The organism is Marinobacter nauticus, assembly GCF_003634635.1.
In the GTDB taxonomy this organism is placed as follows: domain Bacteria; phylum Pseudomonadota; class Gammaproteobacteria; order Pseudomonadales; family Oleiphilaceae; genus Marinobacter; species Marinobacter nauticus.
The window spans coordinates 390158-415737 of record NZ_RBJB01000003.1; the positions used below are offsets into that span (position 1 = coordinate 390158).

Genomic DNA, 25580 nt, shown 5'->3' on the forward strand with positions numbered 1-25580 from the left:
GCCACGGAAGGGGCCGCCAGGCTGTTCTGGCGGCCCCTTCCTGTCTTGATGGATGCGGGCGATCATGAATCCGGCGTTGCGCTTAGAGCGCGCAAGCCGCTTCTGCCAGGTCATCACCGGTACAGCCGTAGATGTTGTTGCGGAAATTCACCACGGCAGGTGCCAGTCTCGGCTGGACACAATTCAGGTAGGTATTGTTGACCATCTGATCAATCAACAGATGCGGCAACGGGTTACCCTCACCATCCACCTGCGTCACATCGGCAGGGTCGTCGGGGTATACCAGGCCGGTGTTGACCTCATCGTAAGCCGGGGCCGGGTTAGCATTGATATTGCTGTTGGCGCAGATCTGGTCGCCAGCACCATACGGATCATAGTTCACGCCATCCGCCTGAGCGTCCGGACCAACCAGTGCATTGAATCCCGCCAAATCACCGGTGTTGGAGAGCAGTTCCCCAATACCGTCGTAAAGGATGGCCGGGAAGGTCTGGGGCGAGCCCTTGCTGTTCATATTGGAGCCGTAGCCATCAATGATGGGTTGCAGCAGGGCTCCCTGTGGGTCATCGCCGTTACGGGCAATGGTATTGTTGTGCAGGTACACGTTTTTGAGGGTTGGGCTCCAGCCGTCACCCATGGTGGCACCGTAGTTGGCGGGGTAGTTGGCCAGATCATCATCCACCAGCAAGTAGCTGGTAATGGCGACGGCCGTTGTAGCGTTGTCCGTAAGCTGATTGTTGTACATCTCCACATCGCTGGTGGCGAGGATCAGAGCGCCAGTACCAGGCGGCACCAGCCCGACCACGCCGGCCCCGACATTAGCTGCGTTGTTGCTGTAGGCGTGATTATTGAAAATCCGGACGTTACCGCCAAAGGCTTTATCCAGCCCCGGCAAGTCAAACACCAGAATACCACCGGAATTGCCCACCGCGATGTTGTTGTAGACGTCGGCCATAGTGGAATTCTCAATTTCGATACCAGCCACGTTTTGCTTGGCCGTGTTATTGCGAACAACAATGTTCTCAGACTGGCCAACATAGATTCCGGCATCCGCCGATCCGAAGGCATAGTTGTTCTCCAGCAACACATTCTGACTCTTGAGCGGATATAAGCCATAGGCACCATTGTTAGCCTCAAGCTCGCCCTCCCATACGGTGGCGGTGTACGTCATGTGAATGCCATTGACGTTAGTGGCCTTGATGCCGTTCTTGGGTGCCTCGTACACCGCCATATCACGCACGGTAATGCCATTCCCGCCCTGGAAACGAAAGGCGTCATCACCATTGGAGGTGCTGAAATCGAGAACGGTTTCGTGAATACCATGCCCGGTCAGTGTTAACCCGCTTGCGCTGTTCACAACGATGCTTTCGGTCACCACAAATCGTCCTTTTGGCAATACCACAAGAGCATCTTCAGGCAAATCAAAAAGGGCGACCGACAAGGCTTCCGTAATGTCATCCCCATCAACGGCATCGGGAGCCACCAGGATCGCATCGCCCGGGATCGCAAACCCGGACGTGGTAACTGCGAGCGAAGAACTGGCTTCGCCACCGGCTGACTGCCCGTCGGCACCATCCTTGCCGTCTTTGCCATCGTCGCCGTCACAGCCGGCAAGCAAAAGCCCCCCGGACATGGCGGTAATAAGGAGTAGTTTTTTGAACGTATGAGACTGGCGCATCGTATCCTCGGCTGACCGTGTTGTTTTTATTGAAGCGCTCCCCTGAGGGGCGGCGTGCAAATTGACATTAAGCAAGGTCAAACCGGTACGCGAGAACAACCGATATGCAGAAAAGCACAAGGCCTGTGCAATTTCTTCAAAGGCTTGTGAGACAGGGGCTGAAGGCAGAAAAAACTGAGACTGAGCAAAACCTGAAATGACACAGATTGCAGGATTTAATCAGGATTTGTCGGTTCCCTCCAATTGCTGGCGAAACTCTGTCGGCGTGGTGCTCATAATGTCCCGAAAGGCTCTGTTGAAGGAACTCAGGGTTCGGTAGCCGACATCCAGTGATATATTGAGAACCGGCGTTTCCGGTTCACTCTGCAATCGCTCTGCGGCATCGGCAACCCTGAGCTGGTTTATGTAGTCATTGAAATTACGGTAGCCGAGTGTCTGGTTAATGACCTTGCGCAGTCGATACTCCGGTATTTCAGTCGCTTCCGACAGCTTCCTGAGGGTCAGTTTTTCGGTTCGGTAAAAGCCTGAGGCCATTAGCCGGCCAAGCGCCCCGGCATCCTGGGACTGCTGCACGGAAGGCCCGTCCGGTGCCTCAACAGGCGGCCTCTGAACCTCAACGTCAAACCGCGTTTTCGCCGGTTGATCATGGTCCACCAGCTCCATGATCCCACTGCGGGCAGTCACCAGGCAGATCAACGCGGCGAACGCGGCAAGCCCTGTAATAATCCCGCGAATGTATTCGTGGTAGATCCCGAAGTTAAGACTCACTGTCGCCACACCAACGGCACTGCCAATGATCAACAGAAAAGCGAGCCTTGCCTTCCGACGAGTCTCAACCAGATCATTTCGCCAGTATCGCACCACAAAACTGAGCCCATGCAGCACCACTACGTATTCAAAAAACTGCCCTAACCGCCAGCCGAAAAACACCGCCACAGCGGGCGATTCCCCGGGTACCACGAAGGGCCGGGCCAACGCGGGGGCAATAAAACTGTATAGGGCCATAGCGCCCCAGGCGGACTTCAGGCGCGGACGCGGAGCAAAGATTAACTGGCACAGCAACCAGAACAGGCCTGGTAAGGCGGTTTGAAGATCAGACGTAATCCAGCGCCACTCTCGGGGAATCAGCGGGTCAATCAGAAACGCGGCAGAGGTGAGGGTCACCAGGAGAAACACCCGGCCTACCAGCAAGTGTCGGAAGTCCCTCAGGGTAATTACAAAAAGCGGCAGCAGGCAACCAAGCCCGAAGCCCGTCAGAAGCATCACGGTTTTTCACCTTTTATTGTTATTTATCTATGTCACGGTTCTATCAGGACGACCAGTTTACCCCAACGTCCCCACTTAATCGCTCCGGCGCATACGCTCGGCATCCAACAACGCCTGCTTTCGCTCCAGACCCCAGCGATAACCGCCAAGGCCGCCATCGCCTCGCAGTACCCGATGGCAGGGAATCAGCACGCCAATCCGATTCTTGCCACAAGCCGACGCCACGGCCCGCACCGCCCTGGGCTTGTCGATCTTCGCGGCCACCTCGCTGTAGCTCAGGACATCGCCCTCGCGGATACTCAACAGAAACTGCCAGACTTTTACCTGAAACGCGGTGCCTCGCATATCCAACGGCAAATCCGGCCGTGGGGCTCCCACACTGATATGCTGATCCAGGGCCTCCATCCAGGCATCAAGTTCCGGGGCGTTCCGGGCTGGTGAGGCGATCAGCTCGGCCTCAGGAAATTCTGATCTCAATCGGCCCACCAGCGACGCTTCATCGTCACCGAATTCCACAAAACAAACACCCCTATCCGTGGCCGCCATCATCATCAGCCCCAGTGCGGTGGTCCGGCCGGCATAGACGATGACTTCACCCGCACCACCGGCCCGATAGGTCCTGGGCGGCATACCGATGCTACGGTTCGCTTCACCGTAGACACGACTTACCGAACCAAACCCGGAGGCGAATATCGCGTCCGTCACTTTACTCCCGTCTTTCAGGGATTGCTTGAAGCGCCGCATACGGACGGCATCCTGATAGGCTTTTGGAGAGACACCAAACGCCGCCTTGAACTGTTTCTGTAAACGGGACGGTGACAGAGCGGCCACCTCCGCCAGACTCGAGAGCGTGAGTGCTTCATCGGCGTGCATCTCGATGTGCTGTGCCACCCTGACCAGCCTGGCCACCCGTGCACTCTCTCCTGCCGCAGAGTCGCCGACGCCTGTCATCCAATCGCTATCCTGTTCCGGGGAGCGGGACATCTCATCACCCTTTTAATCATGGTCGTCGCGATGAGTAAAACCGACTTCGCCAATGGTTTCCATCCGATTGTTGCCGCCATTAGTTTTCGGTTCTGCCCCCTGACAACGGCAGACCCTAGCTCGAGATGGTTTGACACGCTCCCATAGCCTGCGCCTTCACGTACTCACAAAACGCCTCGACATCCGGGTTGTGGAATTCGTCCGAGATAAACTCGCTGGGAATCAGCCCTTCATCCCAGCGCGTTGTCACCAGGGTCACCTCAGGGGTGGCTTCATCGACTGAATAAATGCGGACCATTGCCGTGGTTTGATGAATGTACAGGTCCCGGAGTGGTCGACTGCAACGCAGGCTGTCCGCAGGCTGATCGGTATGGCACTGATACCCCGAGCCGCTGAAGAAATCACGGGCAACCGACAACAGCTCCCCTGCCTCCTGCCCGGCAGACGAGGATAGATGAATGGAACGGGGAACGTCCCCGATCACGTTGGTGCAACCCGACAGCGCAAGTACTCCGGCAATCACCAAGGATGTAAATACCCTCATCCCTTAACGTCCTCCCTCAGCAGGAGGAGGGCTCCCTGTAAATCCAGCTCATACAGATCGATAGACCAGGTGGCATCCAATGCTCCGTCCGCCCCGAGATCGATTTCCGCTTTGAGGAAGCGACCTTCCAAACCAATGAAGTCGATGTAGAGACGACTGTTGCCGTCTGAAATGATGCTCCGCAACTCTCCGCCCTGTTCCTGAGACAGTTCAAAACGGCCCTGATCGGAGGCCGAAAGGTACCCTTGCCACTGCAAGGTTCTCAGGCCTGGATCTTCGTATGAAAGAGCGGCATCAAGCTCGAAGACGGGCTGTTCCGCGCCAGGCCCTCGCTCCGAGTTTACGAACTCACTTTCGTAGCCCGAATCGCCAACCCGGGAGAGCACATAAATTCCACTGTAGGCATGGGGCTCAGCCTCATCGGAAACAGCAACTGAGAAGTCATCCACCTCGACCACATACGCCGTCGAGGCCTGATTCCAGTACACGCCCAAATCACCTTGATACAGGGAGCCATCAGGCTTCTTGCAGTTCTCGAAACGGTAGCGCGACCCCATGAGAGAGTTGCCCTGTAGATCGGTGACCGGCGATTCCACCTCATTCTCAAGGTTCACCTTTCCTTGTTCGCAGATGCCCAGTTGAATCGAGCTCCCCGGCAGAAGCCCCTGATAGGTGATCGCAAAGCGATTCAATGCGAGCGTTTCAAGGGCAGCCTGCGCAGCCCGGCGACTGATGGCCTCAGCATTGTCCAGGGAAAGCGTTCCGGAAACCGGCTCGGGAGAACTGACAGGCGCGTCACTCGACGACCCCGAACCACCGCAACCCACAACGGCCAAGAGCGACCCCACCGCTAAACAACCACGCACCCAAGGATAGATCGGCGACAAAACAGCACTCCTTACTGAAACTGATTTCCATTTAGTGAGCAAGCATTCTACCCCAGATCTCGCACAATCGTGGTGCGAAAATCTCACGAACACAGCTAAAGCTCGTCAATAGGCCTTACGATACTGCCCCCGATAATCGAAGATTCGCTCCTGCACTTGCCAGTATTGCTTCTGCTTGCAAGCAATCACGAAATCCGGCACGGGTAACAGCACCTGCATCTCCAGCACCTCATTTGCCCGGGCAAAGACTTTCGGAGCCTGGCCATTGGCAAACCGTCGGCCAAACAGCTTGTTGAACACGGCGCGCTGGGCGGGCTTGCTGAAATCGAAAGACTCCCGGAGTTCCTCCCCGTCTTCTCCGTGGTAGGCAATCCGAAGTTTTTGGCCTTCTCCCGCCAGAGAAATGCCGGCACAGCGGATGACCATGGCATCCTTGAGCTTCAGGGCATCCCGCAGTTGATCATCCGGGTCGATAATCGCCTGGTGGCAGTGCCCGCAGTTGCGGGCAGCGATGTCGTTCTCACCACCACAATGTGGGCATTCCTTGAACCGGAACCGGTAGTCGCATTGCTGTGGCCGCCCAGCGTCATCTTCTATGGATTCCAGCAGGCCCTGGCACCGGCGGCCATAATGCTCAACGACACGACCGTCGCTGTCGGTTTTGCCCCAGAAGATGTTGGCAAAACCGCAGCCCGGGCAGAACACCTGCACCGGTTCACTGTCAGGGTTGGGCTTCGGCTCCCCAACTTCCGGGTGATGCAGATTGACATGATTGCCGGCGTAATCAATCACCAGGCAATCCTGTTTCCCCTCATCCAACCGCAGGCCTCGGCCGACAATCTGCTGATACAGGCTTACCGACTGAGTAGGCCGCAAGATGGCGATCAGGTCCACATGGGGGGCATCAAACCCGGTCGTCAGCACAGACACATTCACCAGGTACTTCAACTGCCGTTGTTTGAAGCGCTGGATCAGCTGGTCGCGATCTCGCAGATCAGTCGCGCCGGTCACCAGGGCGGTTTCCTGCTCGGGCAAGTACCCGGCAATTTCCTGCGCGTGCTGCACTGTCGCCGCGAAAATCATCACCCCCTGGCGCTCGGCCGCCATCTCCATCACCTGTTCGATGATGGCACGTGTCACCCGCTGATGTTTGCTCAACAACTGGTTGACGTCTTTCTCGGCGTATTCGCCAAAACGGCCCTGCGTCAGCGTGGAGAAATCGTATTGGGCCACGGCGGCGTTGACCAATTCAGGCCGGGTGAGATAGCCACGGTTGATCATGTAGCTCAGGGGCAGTTCGTAGATGCAGTGCCGGAAAGGCTTGTCCTGTTCGTCATCAGAACCACGAACAAAACCCCGGTAGTGGTAACGATAGATCCATCCCATGGCCAGGCGGTAGGGAGTGGCGGTGAGCCCAAGCACCTTCAGGGAGTCATTCTGCTGCCGTAAAAGCTCAATGATCCGCTGGTACTGGCTGATTTCCTCGCCACTCACCCGGTGGCACTCATCGATAATAACCAGCGAGTATTCATCCCGGAACTGGTCCAGATTCGCCGCCACCGACTGCACGCTGGCAAACGTCACCTGATGGTGGTTCTCCTTGCGCTTTAGCCCGGCCGCAAAGATTCCCCCCGACAAACCATAACTCTGATACTTGGCGTGATTCTGCTCCACCAGTTCCTTCACATGGGTCAGGACCAGAATCTTTCGGCGCGCAAGGCGAGCCAGCTCGGCAATCACCAGGCTCTTACCGGCACCGGTCGGCAGCACAATGACCGCAGATTCATCCGATTTACGGAAGTGGTTCAGCGTGGCGTCGACCGCTTCCTGTTGGTAAGGCCGCAGCGTGAAAGGCGCATTCATCTTGCCGGACTTAGATCCTCAACCCAGTGAAAAGTCCGACATGGTAGCAAATGTGTTAGGCGTCACGCGGCCTTTTTCATCACCGGAGCGAGCCACTTCCGTTTGGCTTTCTCCACCAGATCACGGGCATCGTGATTCCATGGATGAAAGCCGGGGCTGTAGTACTTGAAGTAAGAGGGCAGGAGTTTGCGGAATACACCTGGCTTGCCCCACATGTAATTGAGACCGTTCGCCCAGGATTTCAGATTGAACAACTGGCCGTCCTCTTTCATCAGTTGAATCAGATGAATACCGCTGGAGACTGGAAACAGCACGCTCACCACCATCATCTCCGACAGTCGGACAAACTCGCTACCTCCGATGGTCTTATACACGTCGAACGCCACCGCTTTGTGCTCGGATTCCTCAATCGCGTGCCAGGCCCAGATGGGGGCCATACGCGGGTCCATCTCTTCCAGAGCGTCATATTTCAGGAGGAATTCCTCTGCCATCAGTGCCGTGAAATGCTCCACCGCCACCGTATGGGCCAATTGGCGCTCCGGGCTCAGGCGCTTGCGCAGCACATTCATCAGCCACAGCACCTCGCGCTCAAGGCGTTTGAGGTTGATGCCGCGCGCCTGCATGTATCCGTTCAGGGCCTCGTGCTCTTTTGAGTGGTGCGCCTCCTGGCCGATGAACGCTCGCACCGCCGCCTTCAGTTCCGGGTCTGTAATCTCTTTCTGGTAATGGCGCACGGAGTCGATAAAAAACCGCTCACCGGGCGGAAAGCTCGCCGACAGGGCCGCCAGCAACAGCGTTTTGGCCGGATCGCTATCCCACCAGTACTTGGGCACGTCTTCCGCCAGATCAAAATCCGGCTGACGGACTTCGGGAAGGGGCGCCTTGGTCTTGGGAGGCGGCGTGGGTTGAGTACCGGCTATGGTTGTTCTGGCGTTCATTTCAGGACTCCGGAGCTGATGTCTGACAATCCATCATACGGGGGCTAGGTCCGGCGCTGGAACAGCAAAAGAGGACAGGATGACGCAGCAAAATACTGTATAAATATACACTATCCGTGATAAGCTGCGATTTCATTAACGGTCTTACCAACCATCATTACCCCGGAGGCGATGGCATACCATGGGCGTAAAAGCACTCTACTATTCCGAGAGGGACGGACTGGACATGGCACTGAAAAACCCGGACAAAATGTTGTTTTCGTCCAAAGCAGAAGCCGATGCCCGAGACAAGGTTCTTGAACTGTCCGAAGAGATTACCACCTTCCTGCAACGTAAGGTCGGCGGCCTGTCTGAAGAGCTGGCAGAACAGTGCGCCCTGGCCATTGCGGAAGAAAAAGAATTGTTCACCAAGGCACTGAAAAAGCCGGAACTGCTGAACGAAACCGTCGAGGCCGAGTAGCCCCCGCCCTTGGTCAGAGATGTTGAACGCCCTGGCCGTGAAGGTGGCCATGGGCGATCATGCTCGAAGACACTTAGTCAGGCTCATGATGCTGAATATCAAAGTGCCGTGATCGCACGGAACTCACCTCCACATGAATGTGGCGGCTGTTCAGGCCAAAATCGGACACCGCTTGCCTCACGGCATTCCGGATTTCAGCAAAGGCCCGGGCCTCCTCTTCCGGTAGCACCATCAGCATAACGGCGAACACGGATTCCTTGTGAACCTCGCCATCGTATTCGCCCTTGAAGGCATGGCCATCTTCAGCCCAGTAACCGGCGAGCCAGGAACTATCCTCCCCTCCCATCACCGTCGCCCCGCCAAACTTCCGGGAAAGCTCCCGGGCGATCTGCTCACTCGCCCGAGGGATCTGTCCTGGTTCTGCTGACAGAATTACAAGAAAACGAATTCTTTCACTGCCCGACATGGCAAACTCCTTTTCATCAACGCTTGGCGAGATAGATGTAGAACGAGATCAGAACAAGAATGGTCGTCGACAGCGCAATGGAACCATCCGGCTGGAGCCACTCAAACACATCCAGCACTCCGGGAATATCATCACGGTCCAGGCTCCGGGAAGCCGTCGTCAACGAAATAAACAGATCAATAACGGCAACGCCACCGATACCGGCAAGAATCAATTCAACCGAACGATCGAGCTGGCTTTTTCGTGCCTCCAGCAGGCGGGAGATCTTGGAGCGAATCAAGCTCGTGCGCTCCAGGGAACCCTCAATCAACTCGCCGAGATTCCAGGCCGCATACGCAGCTCTGACCACCTTGGCTCGCTCAGCCTGAACCCCGATGATGGCCTCATTGAATTCAAGGCGAGTGAATTCCAGATGGTCCAAGGTCTTCGTAATGTCGCCCATCAGCCGATGCAAATCTTTACTACGGTGTCGCGAGCCCGCAAAGTCGTTAAGCTCCGAATAACTGGACTTCAGGATACCGCCGTATATCGACAACACGGCATTGTAAAGCTGGCAGACGGACAGGCCGCGCAGCCAGTTGTCCGCCTGGGCCTCGACATCGTCCGCAACCGCCAGGATGTTGCCCGAGCCCACAAACTGTCTGGCCTCCAACAAAGCCTCCGTTGATCCGGTATATGACGCCCAAAGTCGCAGACTGTCTCCAAGCGGACCATTCAGAGTGCTCGGAGGCGTCACCACGTATCGGCCTGTCCACAGCACATAGGTGTCTGGCGCTTCCGGCGAATCAAACGAAACATCCCGAAACACCGTAAGCTTCTTCGGATCACGAAGGTATGAGACCGCGCCAGAGGCTTTGTATCGCCTGCTCTTGCGGAATCCAAGTGCGTACTGGTGAAACGCCGGGTATACCGCGTGCTCATAGACCCGTTTGGCCAGATTGGAAAGCGCGCCGTCCAGGCTATGCCCTTGGAGCAGATCACCAAGGCCAGATTCGCTGGTTTCAAAGGTCACATCCAGCTGGAGCAAGGCGACCGTGTCATCGTAAAGGTACAAACGACAGCACTCGATCGCACCTCCATTGTTGACCAATAGCTCGCTGATTTCGAAAGGCAAAGACACGTCATCCATCGCAACCGAGTAACATGCGAAGGGTTGGAAGAACGCTGGCAGGTTATCGTGCTCAAGCGTCCCGTAGCCATTGGCCCACGGCCATTCAAAGCTAGTGAGGGTGTCGGTTTCGGCTAACAGATTGACCAATCCGCCGGCATTGGAGCCAGCCTCCGCCATCTGTTTCAGGGTATCCGCAGCGCGACGCTCGCTGTCTGCACTAATGGGCGATCGCACAGGCGACAGCGTCCGCACTTTTAGCATGTTGGATTTCCTATGGTCTTTTTCAGAGATTCGTCAGACATAAAACGTCCCGCAGTTTACCCTTGAATGCCACACTTTGGTAAAACCAGTCATCGCCGACCACGCAAGATGCTATGTGCCGCCCTGAAGAAGGAGAGTTCAAATGAACACCCCATTGCCTTACTCCCAGGCCTGCGAAAACAACAAAGCCCCCATTCTGGAAAAGCTGCGTGACGTCTTTACGGCACCAGGTACCGTCCTGGAAATAGGAACCGGCACCGGCCAGCACGCCGAGCACTTCGCTGCGGCTCTGCCACACCTGAAATGGCAGCCCACCGACCACCCCAGAGCGGCGCACCTGGCCGTTGCCCGACTGCAACAGGCCGCCTTACCCAACGTCCTCCCAATCCTTGAGCTGGACGTAAACCAAATGCCATGGCCTGTGTCCGCCTGTCGATGGGCATTCTCCGCAAACACCGCTCACATCATGGCCTGGGAGGAAGTTGAAACGATGTTTCAAGGCGTCGGCGCCTGCCTTCAAAAAGACGGGGCGTTCTGCCTGTACGGGCCGTTCAAGCATAACGGCAAGTTCACCAGCGACAGCAACCGGACATTCGACCAGTCACTTAAAGCGAAAGCCTCCAACATGGGCATACGGGATATCGAGGCGCTGTCAGAGCTCGCGCAAGACGTCGGCCTGCAGCTTCACGACGACCATGCCATGCCCGCAAATAACGAGTTGCTGGTGTTCGTTCGCAGCGCCTGAGCTCAAAAAAACCGCTCGCCGAGGAGATTGGTTACCAATAGCGCCGCAATGTACTCCGGGGGCGCTGCCAGGGCTAACCACCGAGCAAATTAAATATTAAATCGATATTTTTTTATTGTTTATCGGTAATTTTTTATTGCATGAACGGGTGAGAGTATCTATATTTCTCCTCGACCACACGTTAAGGAGAACCGCCATGGAAAACATCCAGAAGTACAGCCGCCGGGTACGGCGCGTCCTGCAGGGACTCTTCATTCTCGCCCCCCTGCTCACTCTCTATTACTGGCTAACGGTGAATACCGGCATGGACTCGCTCTTCCGCTCCGGCATCATCGAAACCGACCTCGACCCGATGATCTTCGCTAGCGAGCCCCTCACGATGACAACCCGGTTTTTGGCTTTTCTGGCAAGCATGCTGCCCTGCGGGATTCTGATGTATGCCCTGCAACAACTGATTCACCTGTTCAGGCACTACGAAAACCAGGAAATTTTCACTCTGGCAACAGCCACTCACTATCAGAAGCTGGGCTACGTCTTCTTCTACTGGGCCGCCGGGGCCTTCCTGTACAGCGGACTGATCTCTGTCATCCTGTCGTTCAACAACCCACCCGGCGAGCGCGTGCTCAGCCTGACCTTCACCGGGATCGACCTGCTTTCCATTCTGTGCGGCTTCGTGGTGCTGATCATTTCCTGGGTCATGAAGGAAGCACAGAAAATCGCCGACGAGCACATGCACACGGTCTGACAACATGAGCATAATCATTGAATTGGACGTGATGATGGCAAAGCGGAAGATGCGCCTGAAAGAACTCGCCGAGAAGGTAGGGGTGACCGAGCAGAACCTCTCGATCCTCAAGAACGGGAAAGCCAAAGCCGTGCGCTTCTCGACCCTGGACAAGATCTGCGAAGCGCTGGATTGCCAGCCCGGTGACATTCTGGTCTACCAGGCAGGCGACGAAGGTTAAATGCTTTCGTTATTCCTGCCCCAAGACTGCCCCGACCTCTCGCTCAGCAAAAGGCCAATGCACGATATCTTGAGGAGTCACGTGAGAAAGCCTACCAAATCACCGTAACACAAGGTCAGCCCTGGAATATTACCCGATACGGCCGCTCCAGGGCTGCCCGCACCTCGCCGATTGAAAACACCCGGGCGAATTCCGCAAATCGCTGCCCCTCAAACCATAACTGCACCACCGGCAGGGAGAATATACCCTGAGCCGCACACAGCGCACCGGCTGATGCCTGGCAATCAATGTAGGCAGTAATCAGCTTCGGGAACTGTTCACTGGAAAGGCGTTCCAGTTGGGGCTTGATAGCCTGGCAGACGCCACAACTTGCTCCGCCATAGAGCAGCAACACTGCAGGGTTGGACTGCAACAGTGTTGAGAGCTCGTCGTCCGAGCAGACGTTTTGCATCATCTATTCCCTATATCACTATTTCCGCAAGCGTGATAAAAGATTGCGCCCGGCCGTCGCCTGGGTATTCTCTCCTTCAGGATATCAGCATGTCAGATAAATTTTTCTATAAAGGTCGGCAAGACGCCCGCCAGCACCACACGGCTTACGGCGGCTTTCAGACAAACGCCAGCCAAAAGAGCGGCAGCAAGAAGTACCCACTAACGCTGGTGGTTACCAGTGAAGCACGCAGGAAAGAAGTTGAGGCCCAGGTGGCCGCGGCGAAACTTCACGCAACCATCTCCGTTGATACCCGCGAAGGCGCCGTCGAATCCGTCAACGAGCTCACGGCTATCCTGAATAAAACGGGAACAGTCACCACAGCAAAATCTCCCTCCCGCAACGACGCCTGCACTTGCGGTAGCGGACTCAAATTCAAGAAATGCTGCGGCTGAGAGTAACCGGGGCATAGGGGGCATTATTATGATTGTATGCGGAGTAGAACTGACCGGCAGCGATGCGGTGGTGTGTATGCTGAATATGGACCGGGGCCAATTCAACCTGCCCGACTGCAAAGTACGCAAACTCTCGCTACCCAAAAACCACAGCCGGGACGACCTGAAAACGTTTCAGGCCACCTTTGCGGCGCTGATGGCCGAGAGCGGCGTGGCCACGGTTGCCATCAAGGAGCGGATGCAAAAAGGCAAGTTTGCCGGTGGCGCCATCAGCTTCAAGATGGAAGCCGCCATCCAGTTAATTGCCGACTCCGAGCTGAACGTGATCCTGGTGCCCCCGGCCCTGGTTAAGTCCACTCTGGCCAACAACCCCGTGCCCATCGCCTTTGCCGACACAGGCCTGAAAGCCTTCCAGGAAAACGCTTTTATTACCGCCTACGTCGCCCAACTCAACGGCACCAACAGATAACCGAACCTCCGGCCACACAACCGACACTCACTTCAAGCCCTCCCCAAGTGCCTAATTTTCAAACCTGAATCATTAGGCACTCTCATATCAATCTGGCTCACTTTTCGGTACTATCCCGCGCCAATTTTTTATTAATTGAACGTTCAATTAAGGGATGCAACATGCGAACGATATTTTTCCTGGTGATGCTTTCGTGGGTCTCAGTTGGGACAAAGGCTTACGCCGCCGGACAGTGCGAACAGATACAGTTCGGCATTGTGGACTGGACAGACGTGAAAGCGACCACCGCCGTGGCGTCGGAACTCTTGCAGGCGCTGGGCTACAACGTGGAGAGGTCCAGCCAGTCGGTGGCAGACACGTACCAGGGCATGGCCAATGGCGACATCGACGTGTTCCTGGGCAACTGGATGCCCAGTATGGCGCCCGTGGCCGATCCGCTGATCAAAGCCAACAAGGTCGAACGGCTGGGGCCTAACCTTCAGGGAGCCAAATACACGTTGGCGGTTCCACAGGCGGTCTACGAGGCAGGCGTTAAAAGCTTTTCCGACATTGCCCGATTCAAAGACAAGTTTGATCACAGCGTGTACGGCCTGGAGAAGGGTAACGACGGTAATCAGCTCATCCTCGATATGATCGAAACCAACGCCTTTGGCCTGGGCGAATTCAACCTGGTTGAGACCTCCGAGCGCATCATGCTGGCCCAGGTGAATGGCAAGATTCGCGACAAGGAATGGATTGTATTCCTGGCGTGGGCACCTCACCCCATGAACGAGCGGTTCGATATCGTGTACCTGGATGGCGGCGATGAGTACTTCGGCCCGAACAAGGGTGGTGCTACGGTCTACACCAACACCCGTGCCGGATTCAGCGAAGACTGCGCGAATGTTGCGCAGCTTCTGGAGAACCTGGAATTCTCACTGGCAATGGAAGGCCAGGTAATGGACATGATTCTGAACCAGTTTGTTCCGCAGGAAAGGGCCGCTCGCCACTGGATGCACCAGAACCCCGACGCTGTTGAAGCCTGGCTGGAGGGCGTGACACATCGCGACGGAAGCCCGGCTGACGCCAACGCCATCGCACAGTCCATGAAGCTGACGGTGAATAACTGAGTGTTGCAGTAAGACGACAAAGCCCCCCTGCTGGGGGCTTTTGTGTTCATGGAGACTCGTAAGTAAACTCGTTCGTTAACCGAAACGAGAGCCAAAGTTCACATGGCAAAACCCAAACGCATCTACCTGGCCGGCCCGGAAGTGTTTTTCCCACACGAAGAACACAACGCCATCGTCGCCGAGAAAAAGCGCCTGCTTCGCGAAGCCGGCTATGAAGGCATAGACCCACTGGACACCGCCCTGACGTTTTCCGACCAGGAAGCGAAATCGGCGCGCGGCCACCGGATCTACCAGGCCAACCGCGAACTGATGGACAGTTGCGACGCCATCATTGCCAACCTCACCCCCTTCCGCGGCATCAGTGCGGACCCGGGCACGGTGTTCGAAGTCGGCTACATGATCGGCCAGGGCAAAGCTGCATTCGGATTCACAATGGACCACAGACACTACCGTGAACGCGCGGGCGCAGCCGATCGGGATGAACTGGGCCACAGCATTGAAGACTTCGAGATGAGCGACAACCTGATGATTGAGGGTGGAATTCAGGAGTCCGGTGGCCAGCTACTCGTGGCAGAACAGCCCGGCGAACACCGGTTTTTCTCGGCTGAACTGTTCCGCCGTTGTGTTCAGGCGCTGATAGACTACTCCCACTCCAGGTAATACTCACTCGCGCCATCAAGACACAGGTTTAATCCGGATCATGATCAAAGCCTTTGCCGTTTCCAACTATCGCAGCCTCAGAGACGTGGTCGCGCCGCTGGCGGGCCTGAACGTTGTTACCGGTCCAAACGGCTGTGGCAAATCAAACCTCTATAAATCGTTGCGCCTGCTGGCGGAAACGGCAAAAGGCAACCTGATTTCCTCCCTGGCGGAAGAAGGCGGCCTGGACTACACCTTCTGGGCAGGGCCCGGCCAGTTCTCAAAGGAGATGCGGGACGGCTCAGCGCCCGTTCAGGGGACCGCCGGGAACACCCCATCCCGCCTACGGCTGGGGTTTGCCGGCGAAGAATTCGGCTACGCGATTTCTCTTGGGATTCCGGCCTCTACGGGGTTTGCAGGTTATCAGGAACCCAGCATGTTTCAGCTCGACCCTGAAATAAAACGCGAATGTATCTGGGTGGGTGATGTCTGCCGCCCAAGCAGTTGTCTGATTGATCGCGTCGGGCCGGTTGTCAAAGTACGTTCTGGGCGGAAATGGGAGGTCTACGACAACCGGCTAAACACCTATGAGAGCATTCTGAGCGAGATCAGTGATCCTGTGGCTGTGCCTGAAGTCCATGCCGTCCGACAGGCCATCAGGCAATGGCGCTTTTACGATCAGTTCCGCACCGATCAACACTCCAGCATCCGGATCCCGCAAATCGGGACCCGTACCCCGGTGCTGGACCACAATGGCCACAACCTGGTTGCAGCCCTGCGCACCATTCACGAAATCGGCGACCGGGACGGCCTGCACAGCGCTATTGAAGATGCCTTTCCCGGAGCGAGGCTCGGGTTCAGCACAGACGCAGGCAACCGTTTCGTCCTGGAATTTGAGCAGGCCGGCCTGCTCCGCCCCCTGAATCAGGCCGAGCTTTCTGATGGCACCCTTCGCTACCTGCTGTTGGTTGCCGCGCTGCTCACACCCCGCCCGCCATCACTACTGGTGCTGAACGAACCAGAAACAAGCCTGCATCCCGACTTGCTTCCGGCCCTCGGCCGACTGATCATTCGCGCCTCGCGGGAAACCCAGGTGTGGGTTGTTTCCCATGCCCCTCGACTGGTAGCCGCTCTGGAAGCAGACGACGATTGCCATTCCATCGCACTGAACAAAGAGCTGGGTGAAACCCGCATTCTTGGCCAGGGGCTTCTGGACGCACCCCCCTGGAACTGGATGGATTGACTATTCAGAGAGTCACTAGGCTCCGGACATCACCTCCTGCAGGTTACGCATCAATTCCTCCAGCGGTGATCTCCACAGCACGCCCCCGTGCGCCCGGAAACACACAAGCGTCTCAGCAGTTACCCTTCTTCGCCTGGCCTGGTGGGCAGAAAATGCTCGCCCAACGGCTAGACTGGGCAGACCGGAGGCGGCATTCTATTGTGCCCCGGCACCCAAAGGCGCCCGGACCAACCACAGCAGAGTGAAAACTCACTCACCCCTCTGAACCGAATCGATGGAGCCTCGTAAGACCCATGAAAATTGCCGTATTTTGTGGTTCAAGCATCGGTGAAAACCCGGAATTCGCCCAGGCAACCCGTGCTCTGGGGCACTACCTGGCAACAAACGGAGTGGATCTGGTGTACGGCGGCGGCAACGTCGGCCTGATGGGCGTGGTCGCAGACGCCTTTCTGGAAAAGGGCGCCCAAGTGTACGGCGTGATTCCCGAATACCTGAAAGACCGGGAGCTGGCTCACCCCGGCCTGACCGAGCTGAAAATTGTTGCTGATATGCACGAACGAAAAGCCGCCATGGCCCGAATGGCCGATGCCTTTGTGGCCCTGCCCGGCGGCGTGGGTACCCTGGAAGAAATCTTCGAAGCCTGGACCTGGGCTCAGCTCGGCTATCACGGAAAACCCTGCGCCTTTTACAACGTCAATGGTTTCTACGATAAATTGTTCGAGATGATCTCGAACATGACCGATTCCGGCTTCCTGAAACCGCACCATGCCGAGATGATTATCCACACGGATAACGAAGCGCAACTGCTCTCGGCCATCCAGTCCTACCAAGCGCCCAAACTGAAGTGGAGCTGAACCGGCGGGCCGAACCAAGCCCCGAAAGACCGGGACGACCGTCGGCCTGATTCCTGACCGGCTTTATCACGAACTTTACTCACAAAACCTGTGGATAGCTGTGTTGGAAACCTCGGGTTAAGCGCCCGGAAGCCCCGAAGCAAAAGGGCTCGGGGAAGTTGATGCTAAAACGGGCAATCTCGTGACCATCCACCTGCCATAGCGTTCTCTGATGATCAGAAACTTCATGGTACGGCACCTTTGTCCTGATTCTTCCTAGCGAATACCGTCAAGTTTAGGACACCCGAGACACTCCAGAAATAGAGCTGCCCAGTATTCAATGAGTCGACCTCCCCATCAATATGACGCCAGAGCGCCCCTTTCCATCACACCACCCAAACAGTAATCTTGCATCCAAAGGACTGAAAATCCCCAAAGGAACCGGACAATGAAACGTTTTAGTGCAACTGCTCTCGCGTTGCTTCTCTGTCTTTCAGCAGCGGCCTGCGCATCCTCTTCGAACCTCATTAAGCTCGAGGCTCCTGAGCCGCGAACCGAAACAGCCGTAGTCACCATCGCCCGAGCAGGCCACCCCGTCAGGCTCCCCCTGGAGTCCCTTGCGAACTCATCATTTATTGGCAGCGACGGAGAAATGATCTTATACGCCGGCAACAAAAGTCTCTTTGCCACAGTGGTCACGCCGGAGGACTGGGGCAATCCATCCGTTCAGATGAACCAGGCACCGGACTTTATCTTCCGACGCGACCTAAGTTCCATTCAGGACGCTGAGTTTCGGAAAGAGCTTGAAGGCATAATCAGCATGACGCTGGAGCCCGCGGAAGAGAAGAAAAACAGTTTGTTAACCGTTGGCGAAATCACCGTTTACATTGCCTTCAGCCCCGCAAAAACCACCATTATGCTCACCTCACCGCGAAAGCCGGACCTTTTTACCCAGCTGGTACTGAACAACTTCAGCTGGCCTGACATCGAAAACGAAATCCTGAAAGGAATCGGGGGACAGTAAAATGCTTACGAGGCAAGAGAAAGATGACCTCATGACGGTCATCAACATACTCTTCGACGATAACCAGTTGCGGGGCTTGAAACCGAACCTGAACGAACGTACCGCAGAGGTTGTCGAGCAAGCTATGGAAGAACTGATCAAATGCAACAACAGCATGAAGGAACTGGTGACCGGATTAACAATGGGGATTTCCGTGTTTACCCGAGGCTGGCTGAAGCACTCGTTGGATAAGATCGCTCAGGCACTTCGCGACAAACAGCTCCAGTTCGATGGGATGGCATGCCGGCATCAAGTTTCGGCTAATTTCAGGACGGAGATTTATCGCTCCGCTTTTTAGGCTCACATACTCATTGCCGTTCGCTCCGGCGAGACATGGGAAATAGATCTGACCCGGTTACACCAGGGCTAATCGCCCTGACCTGTCCGGGCATCAGCGCCCCCTTACACAGGAAATCCATGCATTGGCATAAGAGCCCTTTTGAGACTTTGAAAACATCTAGTCAACACGTCATTGTCCCTTGATGACGTCAACAACTGGGGAACTGGGCAGCAAGCAATGTCGGCACCGTCCCTTGTTGGCAGGTATGCCGCAGACTTTACTCACAAAAACTGTGGATAACTGTGTTGGAAACCTAAGGTTAACTAGGCAACACCCTTGCGCCACGGGGGCTCAGGAATGCTGATGCAAAAACGGACGATAGCAATGAATCTGCCATAAACAGGGCGCCGAAACTCAACAGGAAACGATAGACCCCATCATCGTACTCACCTCAACTGGCTATCCTTACTGCCCCGCCGATTAAAACCGCGTGATGTCGATTGCTGCTTCTCAAGCGCTGACTGGCAGGCAATACAAAGCCGAACACCCGGAATTGCCTTGCGGCGAGCTTCGGGAATCGCCCGATCACACTCGTCACAATAGAGCGCACTCTCACCGCTACCAAGCTGACTCCGTGCCCTTTGCACTTCATCTTCAACACTCGCATCTATCTGATCCTGAACAGCGCCGTCCCGTGACCATCCACCTGCCATAGCGTTCTCCGATCATCAATTCAATTGATTCAGCCTAGGGCACAAGAGGGTAGGCCGCCCTCACCTGCCTCATCACAATCCTGGCATCCTCCGGCTTTAAACCCTGCTTTCGCAACTGCGGCATCACCATCGCGCCCACCTTCCGGCAACGGGAGCTATCAATTCCGTGCTTTTGAAACACATCGGCAATGGCCTGCGGTTGGACATCCGGATTGGCTTTCAGCAGGTTGCCGATGTCGATGGCACAGGCCTGCTCTTCAGGGGCAGTGTTCTGTTTACTACGCCAGATCAGGACAGCCACGATGGCGGCGAAAACACCGATGATCAGAAACTTCATACTAAGGCACCTTTGCCCCGGTTTTTCCTAGCGAATACCCTGCGATTGCAGCCACTGACTGATCTGGGCCTGATTCATGGCGCCACTCTGGCGCGCCACCTCCCGGCCGTTCTGGAACAGAATCAGGGTCGGTATGCTGCGAATCGCAAACTGACCGGCCGGCCCGGGGGCTTGTTCCGTGTTCAGCTTGGCAAAGCGCACTTTCCCGCGCCAGGCCTTCGCGGCCTGCTCGAACTGGGGCGCCATCATTTTGCACGGGCCACACCAACTGGCCCAGAAATCCACTAACACGGGCAGATCGCTGCGCCCGGTATGGGTAGCAAAGTTCTGCTGCGTTAACTCAAGAACCTGATCAGGCCACAGCGGTTGTTTGCAGGCGCCACAATTGCCGCCGGAGGACAACTTGTCGGCCGGTACGCGATTCACTTTGTGGCAATGGGGACATACCAGGTGTCGAACGTCAGTCATGATGAACAGGCCTCTGATTGGCTGATGGTAGAAATAATCAGGGCAGGAGAAGAGAAATCAAGCGGCACGAAAAACCGCATCTCACGAACACGTATCAACCGCTTTCCGCTACTATCAAAGTAAGTTGGTGTCAGAGGCTCAAGCGCCATGGGACTGTCGATAAAACAGTCGGAATTTACAGCCCCGGCGCCAAGCGGTCTCAATGTGTTTCGGTTTTCCGAAGTTTTTTTATAGGAATGCGCCCCAACCTATTAGGTTGCAATTCAAATAAACCATCAGAGGGAATCTTGATGACACAGATTATCGAACAGTTTCTCGAAGTTTCGAGCACTTACCTGCTATCACCCTGCGAAAGTGACTGCTGCCACAAATCCGCCGCCTGATCTGGTTGCCCCTGAAACCACAGGGTAATGCCAGGCAACGGCCAGAGTGCTGCCCCCCTCGTTTAAAAAAGCTTACCCCCTTGTGTAACGAGTGGGTTCTCCGTAAAAAGGCATAGGAATCACAGCGGCCAATCCTCAAGCAAGGCCATCATCAATCCCAGGAGTGTTAATCGTGATTGTTCGCGAGCGCCCCGGCCCACTCCGGCTGTTGCTGGCCTGGAAAGGGTCTGTTGTCCCCCACATTCTGCCGCACATCCTGCTTACAGGAATGTTTGCAGCCGCCGTTACCTGGGTTTCGCGCCACCACTACCTCGACGGCATGGTCGACTACACACTTCTGCCGTTCACGATCATGGGCATCGCCCTGTCCATCTTTTTAAGCGTGCGCAACACCGCCACCTACGACCGCTGGTGGGAAGCCAGAAAACACTGGGGGCATATGGTGTACGAATTTCGCAGCCTGGCCCGGACTGGCACCATTTACCTGAGCCCGGAGCGACGCCGGGAACTTCTGACCCGATGCCTCGCTCACGCTCACCTGCTGCGCGGCCAGTTGCGGGGAGAAGATGTACGGTCTGACCTGCCCGGGTCACTGGCACCCGAACTCATTGACCAGGCCCTGAGCACCCGCAACCCCGCCGCCTTCATGCTGCACCGGGCCGGAGACGTACTCGCCGAAGCCCACAAGGCGGGCGATCTGGATTCTGTAGCAACCGCGGCCGTAGACCAGCACCTTCATGGCCTCGCAGGCATTCAGGCGGCCTCGGAACGCATTGCCCTCACCCCGTTGCCCTTTGCCTACACCCTGCTGGCTCACCGCACGGCGTATGTGTTCTGCTACCTGCTCCCGTTCGGGCTGGTAGGCGTCGCAGGCTGGTTTACGCCGGTGTTCACCGCCATCGTGGCCTACACGTTTTTCGGGCTGGACCGCCTGTCTGAACAGCTTGAGTTTCCCTTTGGCCGACACACCAACGACCTGCCGCTGGATGCCATCTGCCGCATTCATGAAATCAGTGTTGCCGAAGCCCTGGGCGACCCGGCACCCGAACCGCTGCAGCCGGTCAAATACCAGTTGCAGTAAGGGCCCGGCGGTTACAAAGGCCTGCGCCCGGTTCGCTCCAGCCGCTCGCTCACCCATTTGTGATACAGCTTTGCCAGCGCTGGCCGAATTACCGGCAAGCCAATCAGCCAGGCAAGCGGTTTTAGCAGCCAGACCCGCGACATCAAAAGGATATAGGCATCCAGTTCCCGGTGGATGTTGCCCTGGCCATCTTCCACATGGAGCTCCTGAAGCGCGGCTTGCGGGTCTATACCACGTTCCTCCAACTCCTCGTCACGGCCGGTGATATCCACCCATTCCACCGATTCGCCGGTCCTGCCCGCGAGTCGTTCATAGAGCCTGCGATCCTTGACACAGCTCGGGCAGGCGCCATCGTAGAACACGCGAAGCTGATCGCCTGTTGCCGTCATCGCTATCCCCCCTGTTTGCATCGCATTCATCTGACTACACGATAAAGCACTGCGTGGCTCCCGTTAACCCTTCGGGTCTCAGGCATAACCCGCCAGAGGCCGTACCATCGCCCTGAAATGCCAGGCGCGTTTCGATCATTGTCTAGCTCGCACGCCTTTCGTTCGTGAGTCTCAGATAGCTCATTGCTAATGGATGACGCCGCTATTCAGCCAGCAAACATCAGCACCACACCACGCCCTTAGAGCACCAGGAATTCGGTCCAGAGACGGCTCAATGATGGCAAGGTCGGCGCCAGAAGCGGAAGTGCCGGGAGCGCGATCAGCAGTCCGTTCTGCATCATGTTCGGAGCCGAGGCCGCCGCGTGTTCCAGGTTTGCACGACGATAGACCATATCGGCAATAGCCAGAAAAAAGGTCTGTACCGCGATGCCCCCAAGAGCATTACTCACAGCCAACTCCGGGTGCCCCCGATAGGCTGCTGTTACCGAGAGCACCGAACCACTGAGGGAGGTCGCTGCCCCCAGAAGCACCGCTCCAGCGGTTGCCTCACCCAGCCCGGTCCGGTCGGCGAGCTGGTCGACCACCCGTGTGATGCGTGTGCCCGCAATTGCAATGACCAGCGCACAGACGCTGAAAACCACGATGCTCTGTGACAGCGTCCAGCTGTCCAGATCCATGATCGGCAATGTCATCCTCCTGTTGCCTTTGAAGCCTGCCGCGCGGCCAACGCGAAACGCGCGACAGCGGACCGTACGCGTGGCCGGGCAGATAAGCGCTGCTTTAGTGAAACAAGCCCGCTTCACGCCCATGGTGGCGAGATCCAGTGCAAACGTACAACCCTTGGCTGGGGTTTCTCATGCCCATTTGCACTGTCACGGTCGGGGATCTGGCTTTCTCGCCGCAGCAGAAATCACAAATCGCCGAGGCAACCACAGTGGCCCACAGCACCCAAATCGTGGACATCACAGCAGAGTATGTGCGAATCGATCTGCAGCACATTCCGGCCCCCCCGATGATCGAGTGTGGGCGGTTTTTGCCAGCACCGGGCGATGAAGCTGAGCGGGAAAAGGTGATAACTCTGGAAAAGCGGGCCAGCGTGCCTAAATAACCGCAATAATGGATCTGTCCCGGTTTCCCCGGTCCTATCTGCTGAACTTCTGCTAACATCATGCACTGCAAACTACTTTTTAGCCCTGCATGGTTTTAACAATGCTTGATCACATCAACCGGTTCTTATTTCTGGCACTCTGTTTAGTCACAATATCTGGCTGCGCAACGCAAACGATCAACACCAGCTTCAATGCCCTTCCGTCAGACGATTCAATGGCATATTTCTCAGAAGGATGGATCATCCAGAAGCAGGAGTCTGATGACTATGTGGTTCAGATGGCTGTCCGAGATGGAAAACAGGCGTGGGAGGCAATCACTGGTCTTCTGTTCGTTCAAAACAAGTCTGAAAAACCCGTAAACGTCAGTGTGGAAAACATCTCCTTTCAGCAGGACGAGTACTCGATTGACCTTCTTTCTTACAACGAACTGACTCAACAACACATCAGTCGCGCTCAATCCCGGAGAACTGCACTTGCCCTCAGCGCTATGGCCCAGAGCTTCAGTGCTGCCCAGCCTCAGACCACCACAACCTATGGTTCGGGAACTTCATACGGAAGCGGAGGGACTACAAGCTACTATGGCACCACTCAGTCAAACACCCATGACCCTGCTGCCTCAGCGGCAGCTAAGGCTCAGATTCAAGCCAACGTCCAGGCCGGAGTTTCAAACATCCAGTCAGACCTGCAGCGAAACCTTAATTCGATGGATGGATATCTCCAGAAGACAACTGTTTTTCCAGGGCAGAGTTACAGTGGAAGGTTTCAATCCCAGATGACCCGCTTCGACCAAAGGCGCGAGTCGATATATGCTCTGACAGTAGAACTCGACGGCGAAAGGTTCAGCTTCAAGTTTATCGAGGAGGCAGACATCCAGACGCACCAGCGCAAACTGTTCTGAGAAGGTCAGAACTACCAGAGACAAGGACAGCTCAAACAAGATGAACAGCAACTACAAAATCGCTCTACTCATCGACTGTGACAACGTCAGTCACCAATCCATCGAAGGGGTACTCCAGGAGCTCGCCAAATACGGGGCTGTGAACGTGCGCCATGCCCACGGAAACTGGAACGGTCCGCAACTGGGTGGCTGGATCGAAAAGCTCCACGCCAACGCCATCCGGCCGGTTCAGCAGTTTGCCTATACAACCGGCAAGAACGCTACCGATGCATCAATGATCATTGATGCCATGGACCTGCTCTACAGCGGGAACGTCAATGCGTTCGCCCTCATGACCAGCGATTCCGATTTTACCCCTCTGGTGATGCGAATTCTCGAAGCCGGCCTACCGGTCTTTGGATTCGGCGAACGCAAAACTCCCATGCCATTCGTGAACGCCTGCTCGCAATTCATCTACACGGAGAACCTGCGGGAAGAAGCTGAGGAGCCCGATAACGTCAACAACGGCGGCACGCCAAAACCGACGGTCGAGACCAAGTGGGAACGGAACAAACTGAGGGGCGACGCCGTGCTGGTGCGGACTCTACGAACTGCGGTGGAACAGACTGCTGACGATGATGGTTGGGCGCATCTAGGAAAAGTTGGCCAGTATATTTCTAATAACAGCTCTTTCTCCCCCGTGAACTACGGGTACAAGAAGCTGAGCGATCTTATTCGAGCCAGTGAACTCTTCGAGATGAGTGTGCGGGATAAGAACGTCCTGCATATCAAAAGCCCAGAAAAATAGCTTTGTCCCGGTTTACCCTCTGATTCAGGCCCAGCTGATAAGACTCACCTTTACGGTAACAATCTGTTTCATTTTTTGAAGTGTGCAAATTGTAGTTAGCTTGGTAACTTACGCTCTGTAATGCCAAACTTTACTGGAGAAGGCCACCTCACAGTTGGCCCGCACGGGAAGCAAACTCATAAATTTAAAGGATGAAGTATGGAATATGATGACTTGGAATACGTCGGCTTTTGGGCTCGAACTGGCGCAACGCTGATCGATTCTATCTTGATAGGTATAATTGTGTTTCCCTTGCTCACCGCGTTCTATGGTGAGTCCTATTGGGATAGTACAAGTTTAATTGTTGGGCCTATGGATTTTCTTTTGTCCTGGGTATTTCCTGCTGTAGCTGTGATTCTATTTTGGATATCAAAACAGGCAACACCAGGGAAAATGGCCGTTTCCGCCAAAATTGTTGATGCCAAAACTGGCAATGCTGCAACCACTGGCCAATTGATCGGACGCTACCTCGCATACTACCTCTCCTTAATACCGCTTGGTCTTGGCTATTTCTGGGTGGCCTTTGATTCCCGCAAGCAGGGCTGGCATGACAAGCTCGCGGGGACAGTGGTCGTGCGGAAGAAGCACCGGGCACCGAGACCAGTTTCGTTCGACACCTGACATACGCATATTGGAAGGTTTGCAGAGAATGACGTCTGAATACGCAGAGAAAGGCATAACACTTCCTTC

32 protein-coding genes are annotated in these 25580 nt (G+C 55.8%); 17 read left to right on the forward strand and 15 right to left on the reverse strand.

Features of this window, described 5'->3' with window-relative positions:
• Positions 1-82 precede the first annotated feature (82 nt).
• From C7436_RS07705 to C7436_RS07735, 7 genes are all read right to left on the reverse strand, one after another.
• Positions 83-1675, reverse strand: a complete 1593-nt coding sequence (locus C7436_RS07705; protein WP_121207296.1) for a parallel beta-helix domain-containing protein — start codon at positions 1673-1675, stop codon at positions 83-85.
• A 219-nt stretch (positions 1676-1894) separates the two neighbouring features.
• Positions 1895-2938, reverse strand: coding sequence for an AraC family transcriptional regulator (locus tag C7436_RS07710; RefSeq protein WP_170155426.1), 1044 nt, complete (start codon positions 2936-2938; stop codon positions 1895-1897).
• 78 nt (positions 2939-3016) lie between these two features.
• Positions 3017-3925 carry a methylated-DNA--[protein]-cysteine S-methyltransferase gene (locus C7436_RS07715; protein ID WP_121207299.1) on the reverse strand — a complete coding sequence of 303 codons (909 nt, stop codon included), beginning with the start codon at positions 3923-3925 and terminating at the stop codon, positions 3017-3019.
• 115 nt (positions 3926-4040) lie between these two features.
• Positions 4041-4469, reverse strand: a complete 429-nt coding sequence (locus tag C7436_RS07720) for a hypothetical protein (protein ID WP_121207301.1) — start codon at positions 4467-4469, stop codon at positions 4041-4043.
• Entirely contained in the window at positions 4466-5356 is an 891-nt protein-coding gene (locus C7436_RS07725) for a hypothetical protein (RefSeq protein WP_147423433.1), read from the reverse strand. The genes C7436_RS07720 and C7436_RS07725 overlap by 4 nt, the downstream gene beginning before the upstream one ends.
• A gap of 105 nt (positions 5357-5461) precedes the next feature.
• On the reverse strand, positions 5462-7219 hold the full coding sequence (locus C7436_RS07730; protein ID WP_121207304.1) for a DEAD/DEAH box helicase: 1758 nt from the start codon (positions 7217-7219) through the stop codon (positions 5462-5464).
• A 62-nt stretch (positions 7220-7281) separates the two neighbouring features.
• Positions 7282-8157, reverse strand: a complete 876-nt coding sequence (locus tag C7436_RS07735; RefSeq protein ID WP_121207306.1) for a metal-dependent hydrolase — start codon at positions 8155-8157, stop codon at positions 7282-7284.
• 181 nt (positions 8158-8338) lie between these two features.
• On the opposite strand from C7436_RS07735, the gene C7436_RS07740 reads away from it, so the two are divergent.
• Positions 8339-8617, forward strand: a complete 279-nt coding sequence (locus tag C7436_RS07740; protein ID WP_022992826.1) for a YebG family protein — start codon at positions 8339-8341, stop codon at positions 8615-8617.
• A 73-nt stretch (positions 8618-8690) separates the two neighbouring features.
• Here C7436_RS07740 and C7436_RS07745 read toward each other — a convergent pair whose 3' ends face one another.
• Both C7436_RS07745 and C7436_RS07750 read right to left on the reverse strand, forming a co-directional pair.
• Positions 8691-9083, reverse strand: coding sequence for a hypothetical protein (locus tag C7436_RS07745; protein WP_121207308.1), 393 nt, complete (start codon positions 9081-9083; stop codon positions 8691-8693).
• Positions 9084-9099: 16 nt separating this feature from the next.
• Positions 9100-10455: a hypothetical protein gene (locus C7436_RS07750; RefSeq protein ID WP_147423434.1), complete on the reverse strand. Its 1356-nt coding sequence runs from the start codon at positions 10453-10455 to the stop codon at positions 9100-9102.
• Between the two features lie 142 nt (positions 10456-10597).
• On the opposite strand from C7436_RS07750, the gene C7436_RS07755 reads away from it, so the two are divergent.
• The 3 genes from C7436_RS07755 to C7436_RS07765 all read left to right on the forward strand — a co-directional run bounded on the left by C7436_RS07755 (position 10598) and on the right by C7436_RS07765 (position 12165).
• Positions 10598-11200: a DUF938 domain-containing protein gene (locus C7436_RS07755; protein WP_121207311.1), complete on the forward strand. Its 603-nt coding sequence runs from the start codon at positions 10598-10600 to the stop codon at positions 11198-11200.
• Between the two features lie 196 nt (positions 11201-11396).
• Positions 11397-11945: a DUF2975 domain-containing protein gene (locus C7436_RS07760; RefSeq protein WP_121207313.1), complete on the forward strand. Its 549-nt coding sequence runs from the start codon at positions 11397-11399 to the stop codon at positions 11943-11945.
• A gap of 4 nt (positions 11946-11949) precedes the next feature.
• Entirely contained in the window at positions 11950-12165 is a 216-nt protein-coding gene (locus C7436_RS07765; RefSeq protein WP_014422337.1) for a helix-turn-helix domain-containing protein, read from the forward strand.
• A 115-nt stretch (positions 12166-12280) separates the two neighbouring features.
• Here C7436_RS07765 and C7436_RS07770 read toward each other — a convergent pair whose 3' ends face one another.
• Positions 12281-12616, reverse strand: a complete 336-nt coding sequence (locus tag C7436_RS07770) for a thioredoxin family protein (protein WP_170155420.1) — start codon at positions 12614-12616, stop codon at positions 12281-12283.
• A gap of 89 nt (positions 12617-12705) precedes the next feature.
• On the opposite strand from C7436_RS07770, the gene C7436_RS07775 reads away from it, so the two are divergent.
• From C7436_RS07775 to C7436_RS07810, 8 genes are all read left to right on the forward strand, one after another.
• Positions 12706-13050: a PBPRA1643 family SWIM/SEC-C metal-binding motif protein gene (locus C7436_RS07775; protein WP_023008505.1), complete on the forward strand. Its 345-nt coding sequence runs from the start codon at positions 12706-12708 to the stop codon at positions 13048-13050.
• A 28-nt stretch (positions 13051-13078) separates the two neighbouring features.
• A complete protein-coding gene (locus C7436_RS07780) occupies positions 13079-13519 on the forward strand; it encodes a DUF3010 family protein (protein WP_121207314.1) in 441 nt (146 codons plus the stop codon).
• Between the two features lie 161 nt (positions 13520-13680).
• The gene (locus C7436_RS07785) at positions 13681-14628 is read left to right on the forward strand and encodes an ABC transporter substrate-binding protein (RefSeq protein WP_121207316.1); all 948 of its coding nucleotides are present in this window, start codon (positions 13681-13683) and stop codon (positions 14626-14628) included.
• 102 nt (positions 14629-14730) lie between these two features.
• Positions 14731-15288 carry a nucleoside 2-deoxyribosyltransferase gene (locus C7436_RS07790; RefSeq protein ID WP_121207318.1) on the forward strand — a complete coding sequence of 186 codons (558 nt, stop codon included), beginning with the start codon at positions 14731-14733 and terminating at the stop codon, positions 15286-15288.
• Between the two features lie 40 nt (positions 15289-15328).
• Positions 15329-16510 (forward strand): AAA family ATPase, encoded by a 1182-nt coding sequence (locus tag C7436_RS07795; RefSeq protein ID WP_121207320.1) that lies wholly within the window; start codon positions 15329-15331, stop codon positions 16508-16510.
• Positions 16511-16803: 293 nt separating this feature from the next.
• The gene (locus C7436_RS07800; protein ID WP_121207321.1) at positions 16804-17364 is read left to right on the forward strand and encodes an LOG family protein; all 561 of its coding nucleotides are present in this window, start codon (positions 16804-16806) and stop codon (positions 17362-17364) included.
• A 427-nt stretch (positions 17365-17791) separates the two neighbouring features.
• Positions 17792-18367: a hypothetical protein gene (locus C7436_RS18690; protein WP_147423435.1), complete on the forward strand. Its 576-nt coding sequence runs from the start codon at positions 17792-17794 to the stop codon at positions 18365-18367.
• 31 nt (positions 18368-18398) lie between these two features.
• The gene (locus C7436_RS07810; protein ID WP_147423436.1) at positions 18399-18704 is read left to right on the forward strand and encodes a hypothetical protein; all 306 of its coding nucleotides are present in this window, start codon (positions 18399-18401) and stop codon (positions 18702-18704) included.
• Positions 18705-19132: 428 nt separating this feature from the next.
• On the opposite strand, the gene C7436_RS07815 is transcribed toward C7436_RS07810, so the two are convergent.
• From C7436_RS07815 to trxC, 3 genes are read right to left on the reverse strand one after another with little or no spacing between them, the layout of a single operon-like run.
• Complete coding sequence (locus C7436_RS07815; protein ID WP_121207323.1) at positions 19133-19399, reverse strand: DksA/TraR family C4-type zinc finger protein; 267 nt, start codon at positions 19397-19399, stop codon at positions 19133-19135.
• 34 nt (positions 19400-19433) lie between these two features.
• Positions 19434-19736 carry a hypothetical protein gene (locus C7436_RS07820; protein WP_121207325.1) on the reverse strand — a complete coding sequence of 101 codons (303 nt, stop codon included), beginning with the start codon at positions 19734-19736 and terminating at the stop codon, positions 19434-19436.
• Positions 19737-19763: 27 nt separating this feature from the next.
• On the reverse strand, positions 19764-20204 hold the full coding sequence (trxC, locus tag C7436_RS07825; RefSeq protein WP_121207327.1) for a thioredoxin TrxC: 441 nt from the start codon (positions 20202-20204) through the stop codon (positions 19764-19766).
• A 555-nt stretch (positions 20205-20759) separates the two neighbouring features.
• Here trxC and C7436_RS07830 point away from each other — a divergent pair.
• Complete coding sequence (locus C7436_RS07830; RefSeq protein WP_170155421.1) at positions 20760-21668, forward strand: bestrophin family protein; 909 nt, start codon at positions 20760-20762, stop codon at positions 21666-21668.
• 11 nt (positions 21669-21679) lie between these two features.
• Here the strand turns inward: C7436_RS07830 and C7436_RS07835 are convergent, their stop codons facing one another.
• Together C7436_RS07835 and C7436_RS07840 are read right to left on the reverse strand one after the other, a co-directional pair.
• A complete protein-coding gene (locus tag C7436_RS07835; RefSeq protein WP_121207330.1) occupies positions 21680-22057 on the reverse strand; it encodes a thiol-disulfide oxidoreductase DCC family protein in 378 nt (125 codons plus the stop codon).
• Between the two features lie 239 nt (positions 22058-22296).
• Complete coding sequence (locus C7436_RS07840; protein WP_228198081.1) at positions 22297-22749, reverse strand: hypothetical protein; 453 nt, start codon at positions 22747-22749, stop codon at positions 22297-22299.
• 164 nt (positions 22750-22913) lie between these two features.
• Between C7436_RS07840 and C7436_RS07845 the strand changes: the two genes are divergently transcribed.
• From C7436_RS07845 to C7436_RS07860, 4 genes are all read left to right on the forward strand, one after another.
• The gene (locus C7436_RS07845) at positions 22914-23165 is read left to right on the forward strand and encodes a hypothetical protein (RefSeq protein WP_121207331.1); all 252 of its coding nucleotides are present in this window, start codon (positions 22914-22916) and stop codon (positions 23163-23165) included.
• A gap of 101 nt (positions 23166-23266) precedes the next feature.
• Positions 23267-24064, forward strand: coding sequence for a hypothetical protein (locus tag C7436_RS07850; RefSeq protein ID WP_121207332.1), 798 nt, complete (start codon positions 23267-23269; stop codon positions 24062-24064).
• A 40-nt stretch (positions 24065-24104) separates the two neighbouring features.
• Positions 24105-24851, forward strand: a complete 747-nt coding sequence (locus C7436_RS07855) for an NYN domain-containing protein (RefSeq protein WP_121207334.1) — start codon at positions 24105-24107, stop codon at positions 24849-24851.
• Between the two features lie 198 nt (positions 24852-25049).
• Positions 25050-25511, forward strand: coding sequence for an RDD family protein (locus tag C7436_RS07860; RefSeq protein ID WP_121207335.1), 462 nt, complete (start codon positions 25050-25052; stop codon positions 25509-25511).
• Positions 25512-25580: the final 69 nt, after the last annotated feature.

Coding starts and splice junctions, on each gene's coding strand:
- C7436_RS07705 (WP_121207296.1), bottom strand. CDS start 1,675: ATGCGCCAGTCTCATACGTTCAAAAAACTACTCCTTATTACCGCCATG.
- C7436_RS07710 (WP_170155426.1), bottom strand. CDS start 2,938: ATGCTTCTGACGGGCTTCGGGCTTGGTTGCCTGCTGCCGCTTTTTGTA.
- C7436_RS07715 (WP_121207299.1), bottom strand. CDS start 3,925: ATGTCCCGCTCCCCGGAACAGGATAGCGATTGGATGACAGGCGTCGGC.
- C7436_RS07720 (WP_121207301.1), bottom strand. CDS start 4,469: ATGAGGGTATTTACATCCTTGGTGATTGCCGGAGTACTTGCGCTGTCG.
- C7436_RS07730 (WP_121207304.1), bottom strand. CDS start 7,219: ATGAATGCGCCTTTCACGCTGCGGCCTTACCAACAGGAAGCGGTCGAC.
- C7436_RS07735 (WP_121207306.1), bottom strand. CDS start 8,157: ATGAACGCCAGAACAACCATAGCCGGTACTCAACCCACGCCGCCTCCC.
- C7436_RS07740 (WP_022992826.1), top strand. CDS start 8,339: ATGGGCGTAAAAGCACTCTACTATTCCGAGAGGGACGGACTGGACATG.
- C7436_RS07745 (WP_121207308.1), bottom strand. CDS start 9,083: ATGTCGGGCAGTGAAAGAATTCGTTTTCTTGTAATTCTGTCAGCAGAA.
- C7436_RS07750 (WP_147423434.1), bottom strand. CDS start 10,455: ATGCTAAAAGTGCGGACGCTGTCGCCTGTGCGATCGCCCATTAGTGCA.
- C7436_RS07755 (WP_121207311.1), top strand. CDS start 10,598: ATGAACACCCCATTGCCTTACTCCCAGGCCTGCGAAAACAACAAAGCC.
- C7436_RS07760 (WP_121207313.1), top strand. CDS start 11,397: ATGGAAAACATCCAGAAGTACAGCCGCCGGGTACGGCGCGTCCTGCAG.
- C7436_RS07765 (WP_014422337.1), top strand. CDS start 11,950: ATGAGCATAATCATTGAATTGGACGTGATGATGGCAAAGCGGAAGATG.
- C7436_RS07770 (WP_170155420.1), bottom strand. CDS start 12,616: ATGCAAAACGTCTGCTCGGACGACGAGCTCTCAACACTGTTGCAGTCC.
- C7436_RS07775 (WP_023008505.1), top strand. CDS start 12,706: ATGTCAGATAAATTTTTCTATAAAGGTCGGCAAGACGCCCGCCAGCAC.
- C7436_RS07780 (WP_121207314.1), top strand. CDS start 13,079: ATGATTGTATGCGGAGTAGAACTGACCGGCAGCGATGCGGTGGTGTGT.
- C7436_RS07785 (WP_121207316.1), top strand. CDS start 13,681: ATGCGAACGATATTTTTCCTGGTGATGCTTTCGTGGGTCTCAGTTGGG.
- C7436_RS07790 (WP_121207318.1), top strand. CDS start 14,731: ATGGCAAAACCCAAACGCATCTACCTGGCCGGCCCGGAAGTGTTTTTC.
- C7436_RS07795 (WP_121207320.1), top strand. CDS start 15,329: ATGATCAAAGCCTTTGCCGTTTCCAACTATCGCAGCCTCAGAGACGTG.
- C7436_RS07800 (WP_121207321.1), top strand. CDS start 16,804: ATGAAAATTGCCGTATTTTGTGGTTCAAGCATCGGTGAAAACCCGGAA.
- C7436_RS18690 (WP_147423435.1), top strand. CDS start 17,792: ATGAAACGTTTTAGTGCAACTGCTCTCGCGTTGCTTCTCTGTCTTTCA.
- C7436_RS07810 (WP_147423436.1), top strand. CDS start 18,399: ATGACGGTCATCAACATACTCTTCGACGATAACCAGTTGCGGGGCTTG.
- C7436_RS07815 (WP_121207323.1), bottom strand. CDS start 19,399: ATGGCAGGTGGATGGTCACGGGACGGCGCTGTTCAGGATCAGATAGAT.
- C7436_RS07820 (WP_121207325.1), bottom strand. CDS start 19,736: ATGAAGTTTCTGATCATCGGTGTTTTCGCCGCCATCGTGGCTGTCCTG.
- trxC (WP_121207327.1), bottom strand. CDS start 20,204: ATGACTGACGTTCGACACCTGGTATGTCCCCATTGCCACAAAGTGAAT.
- C7436_RS07835 (WP_121207330.1), bottom strand. CDS start 22,057: ATGACGGCAACAGGCGATCAGCTTCGCGTGTTCTACGATGGCGCCTGC.
- C7436_RS07840 (WP_228198081.1), bottom strand. CDS start 22,749: ATGACATTGCCGATCATGGATCTGGACAGCTGGACGCTGTCACAGAGC.
- C7436_RS07845 (WP_121207331.1), top strand. CDS start 22,914: ATGCCCATTTGCACTGTCACGGTCGGGGATCTGGCTTTCTCGCCGCAG.
- C7436_RS07850 (WP_121207332.1), top strand. CDS start 23,267: ATGCTTGATCACATCAACCGGTTCTTATTTCTGGCACTCTGTTTAGTC.
- C7436_RS07855 (WP_121207334.1), top strand. CDS start 24,105: ATGAACAGCAACTACAAAATCGCTCTACTCATCGACTGTGACAACGTC.
- C7436_RS07860 (WP_121207335.1), top strand. CDS start 25,050: ATGGAATATGATGACTTGGAATACGTCGGCTTTTGGGCTCGAACTGGC.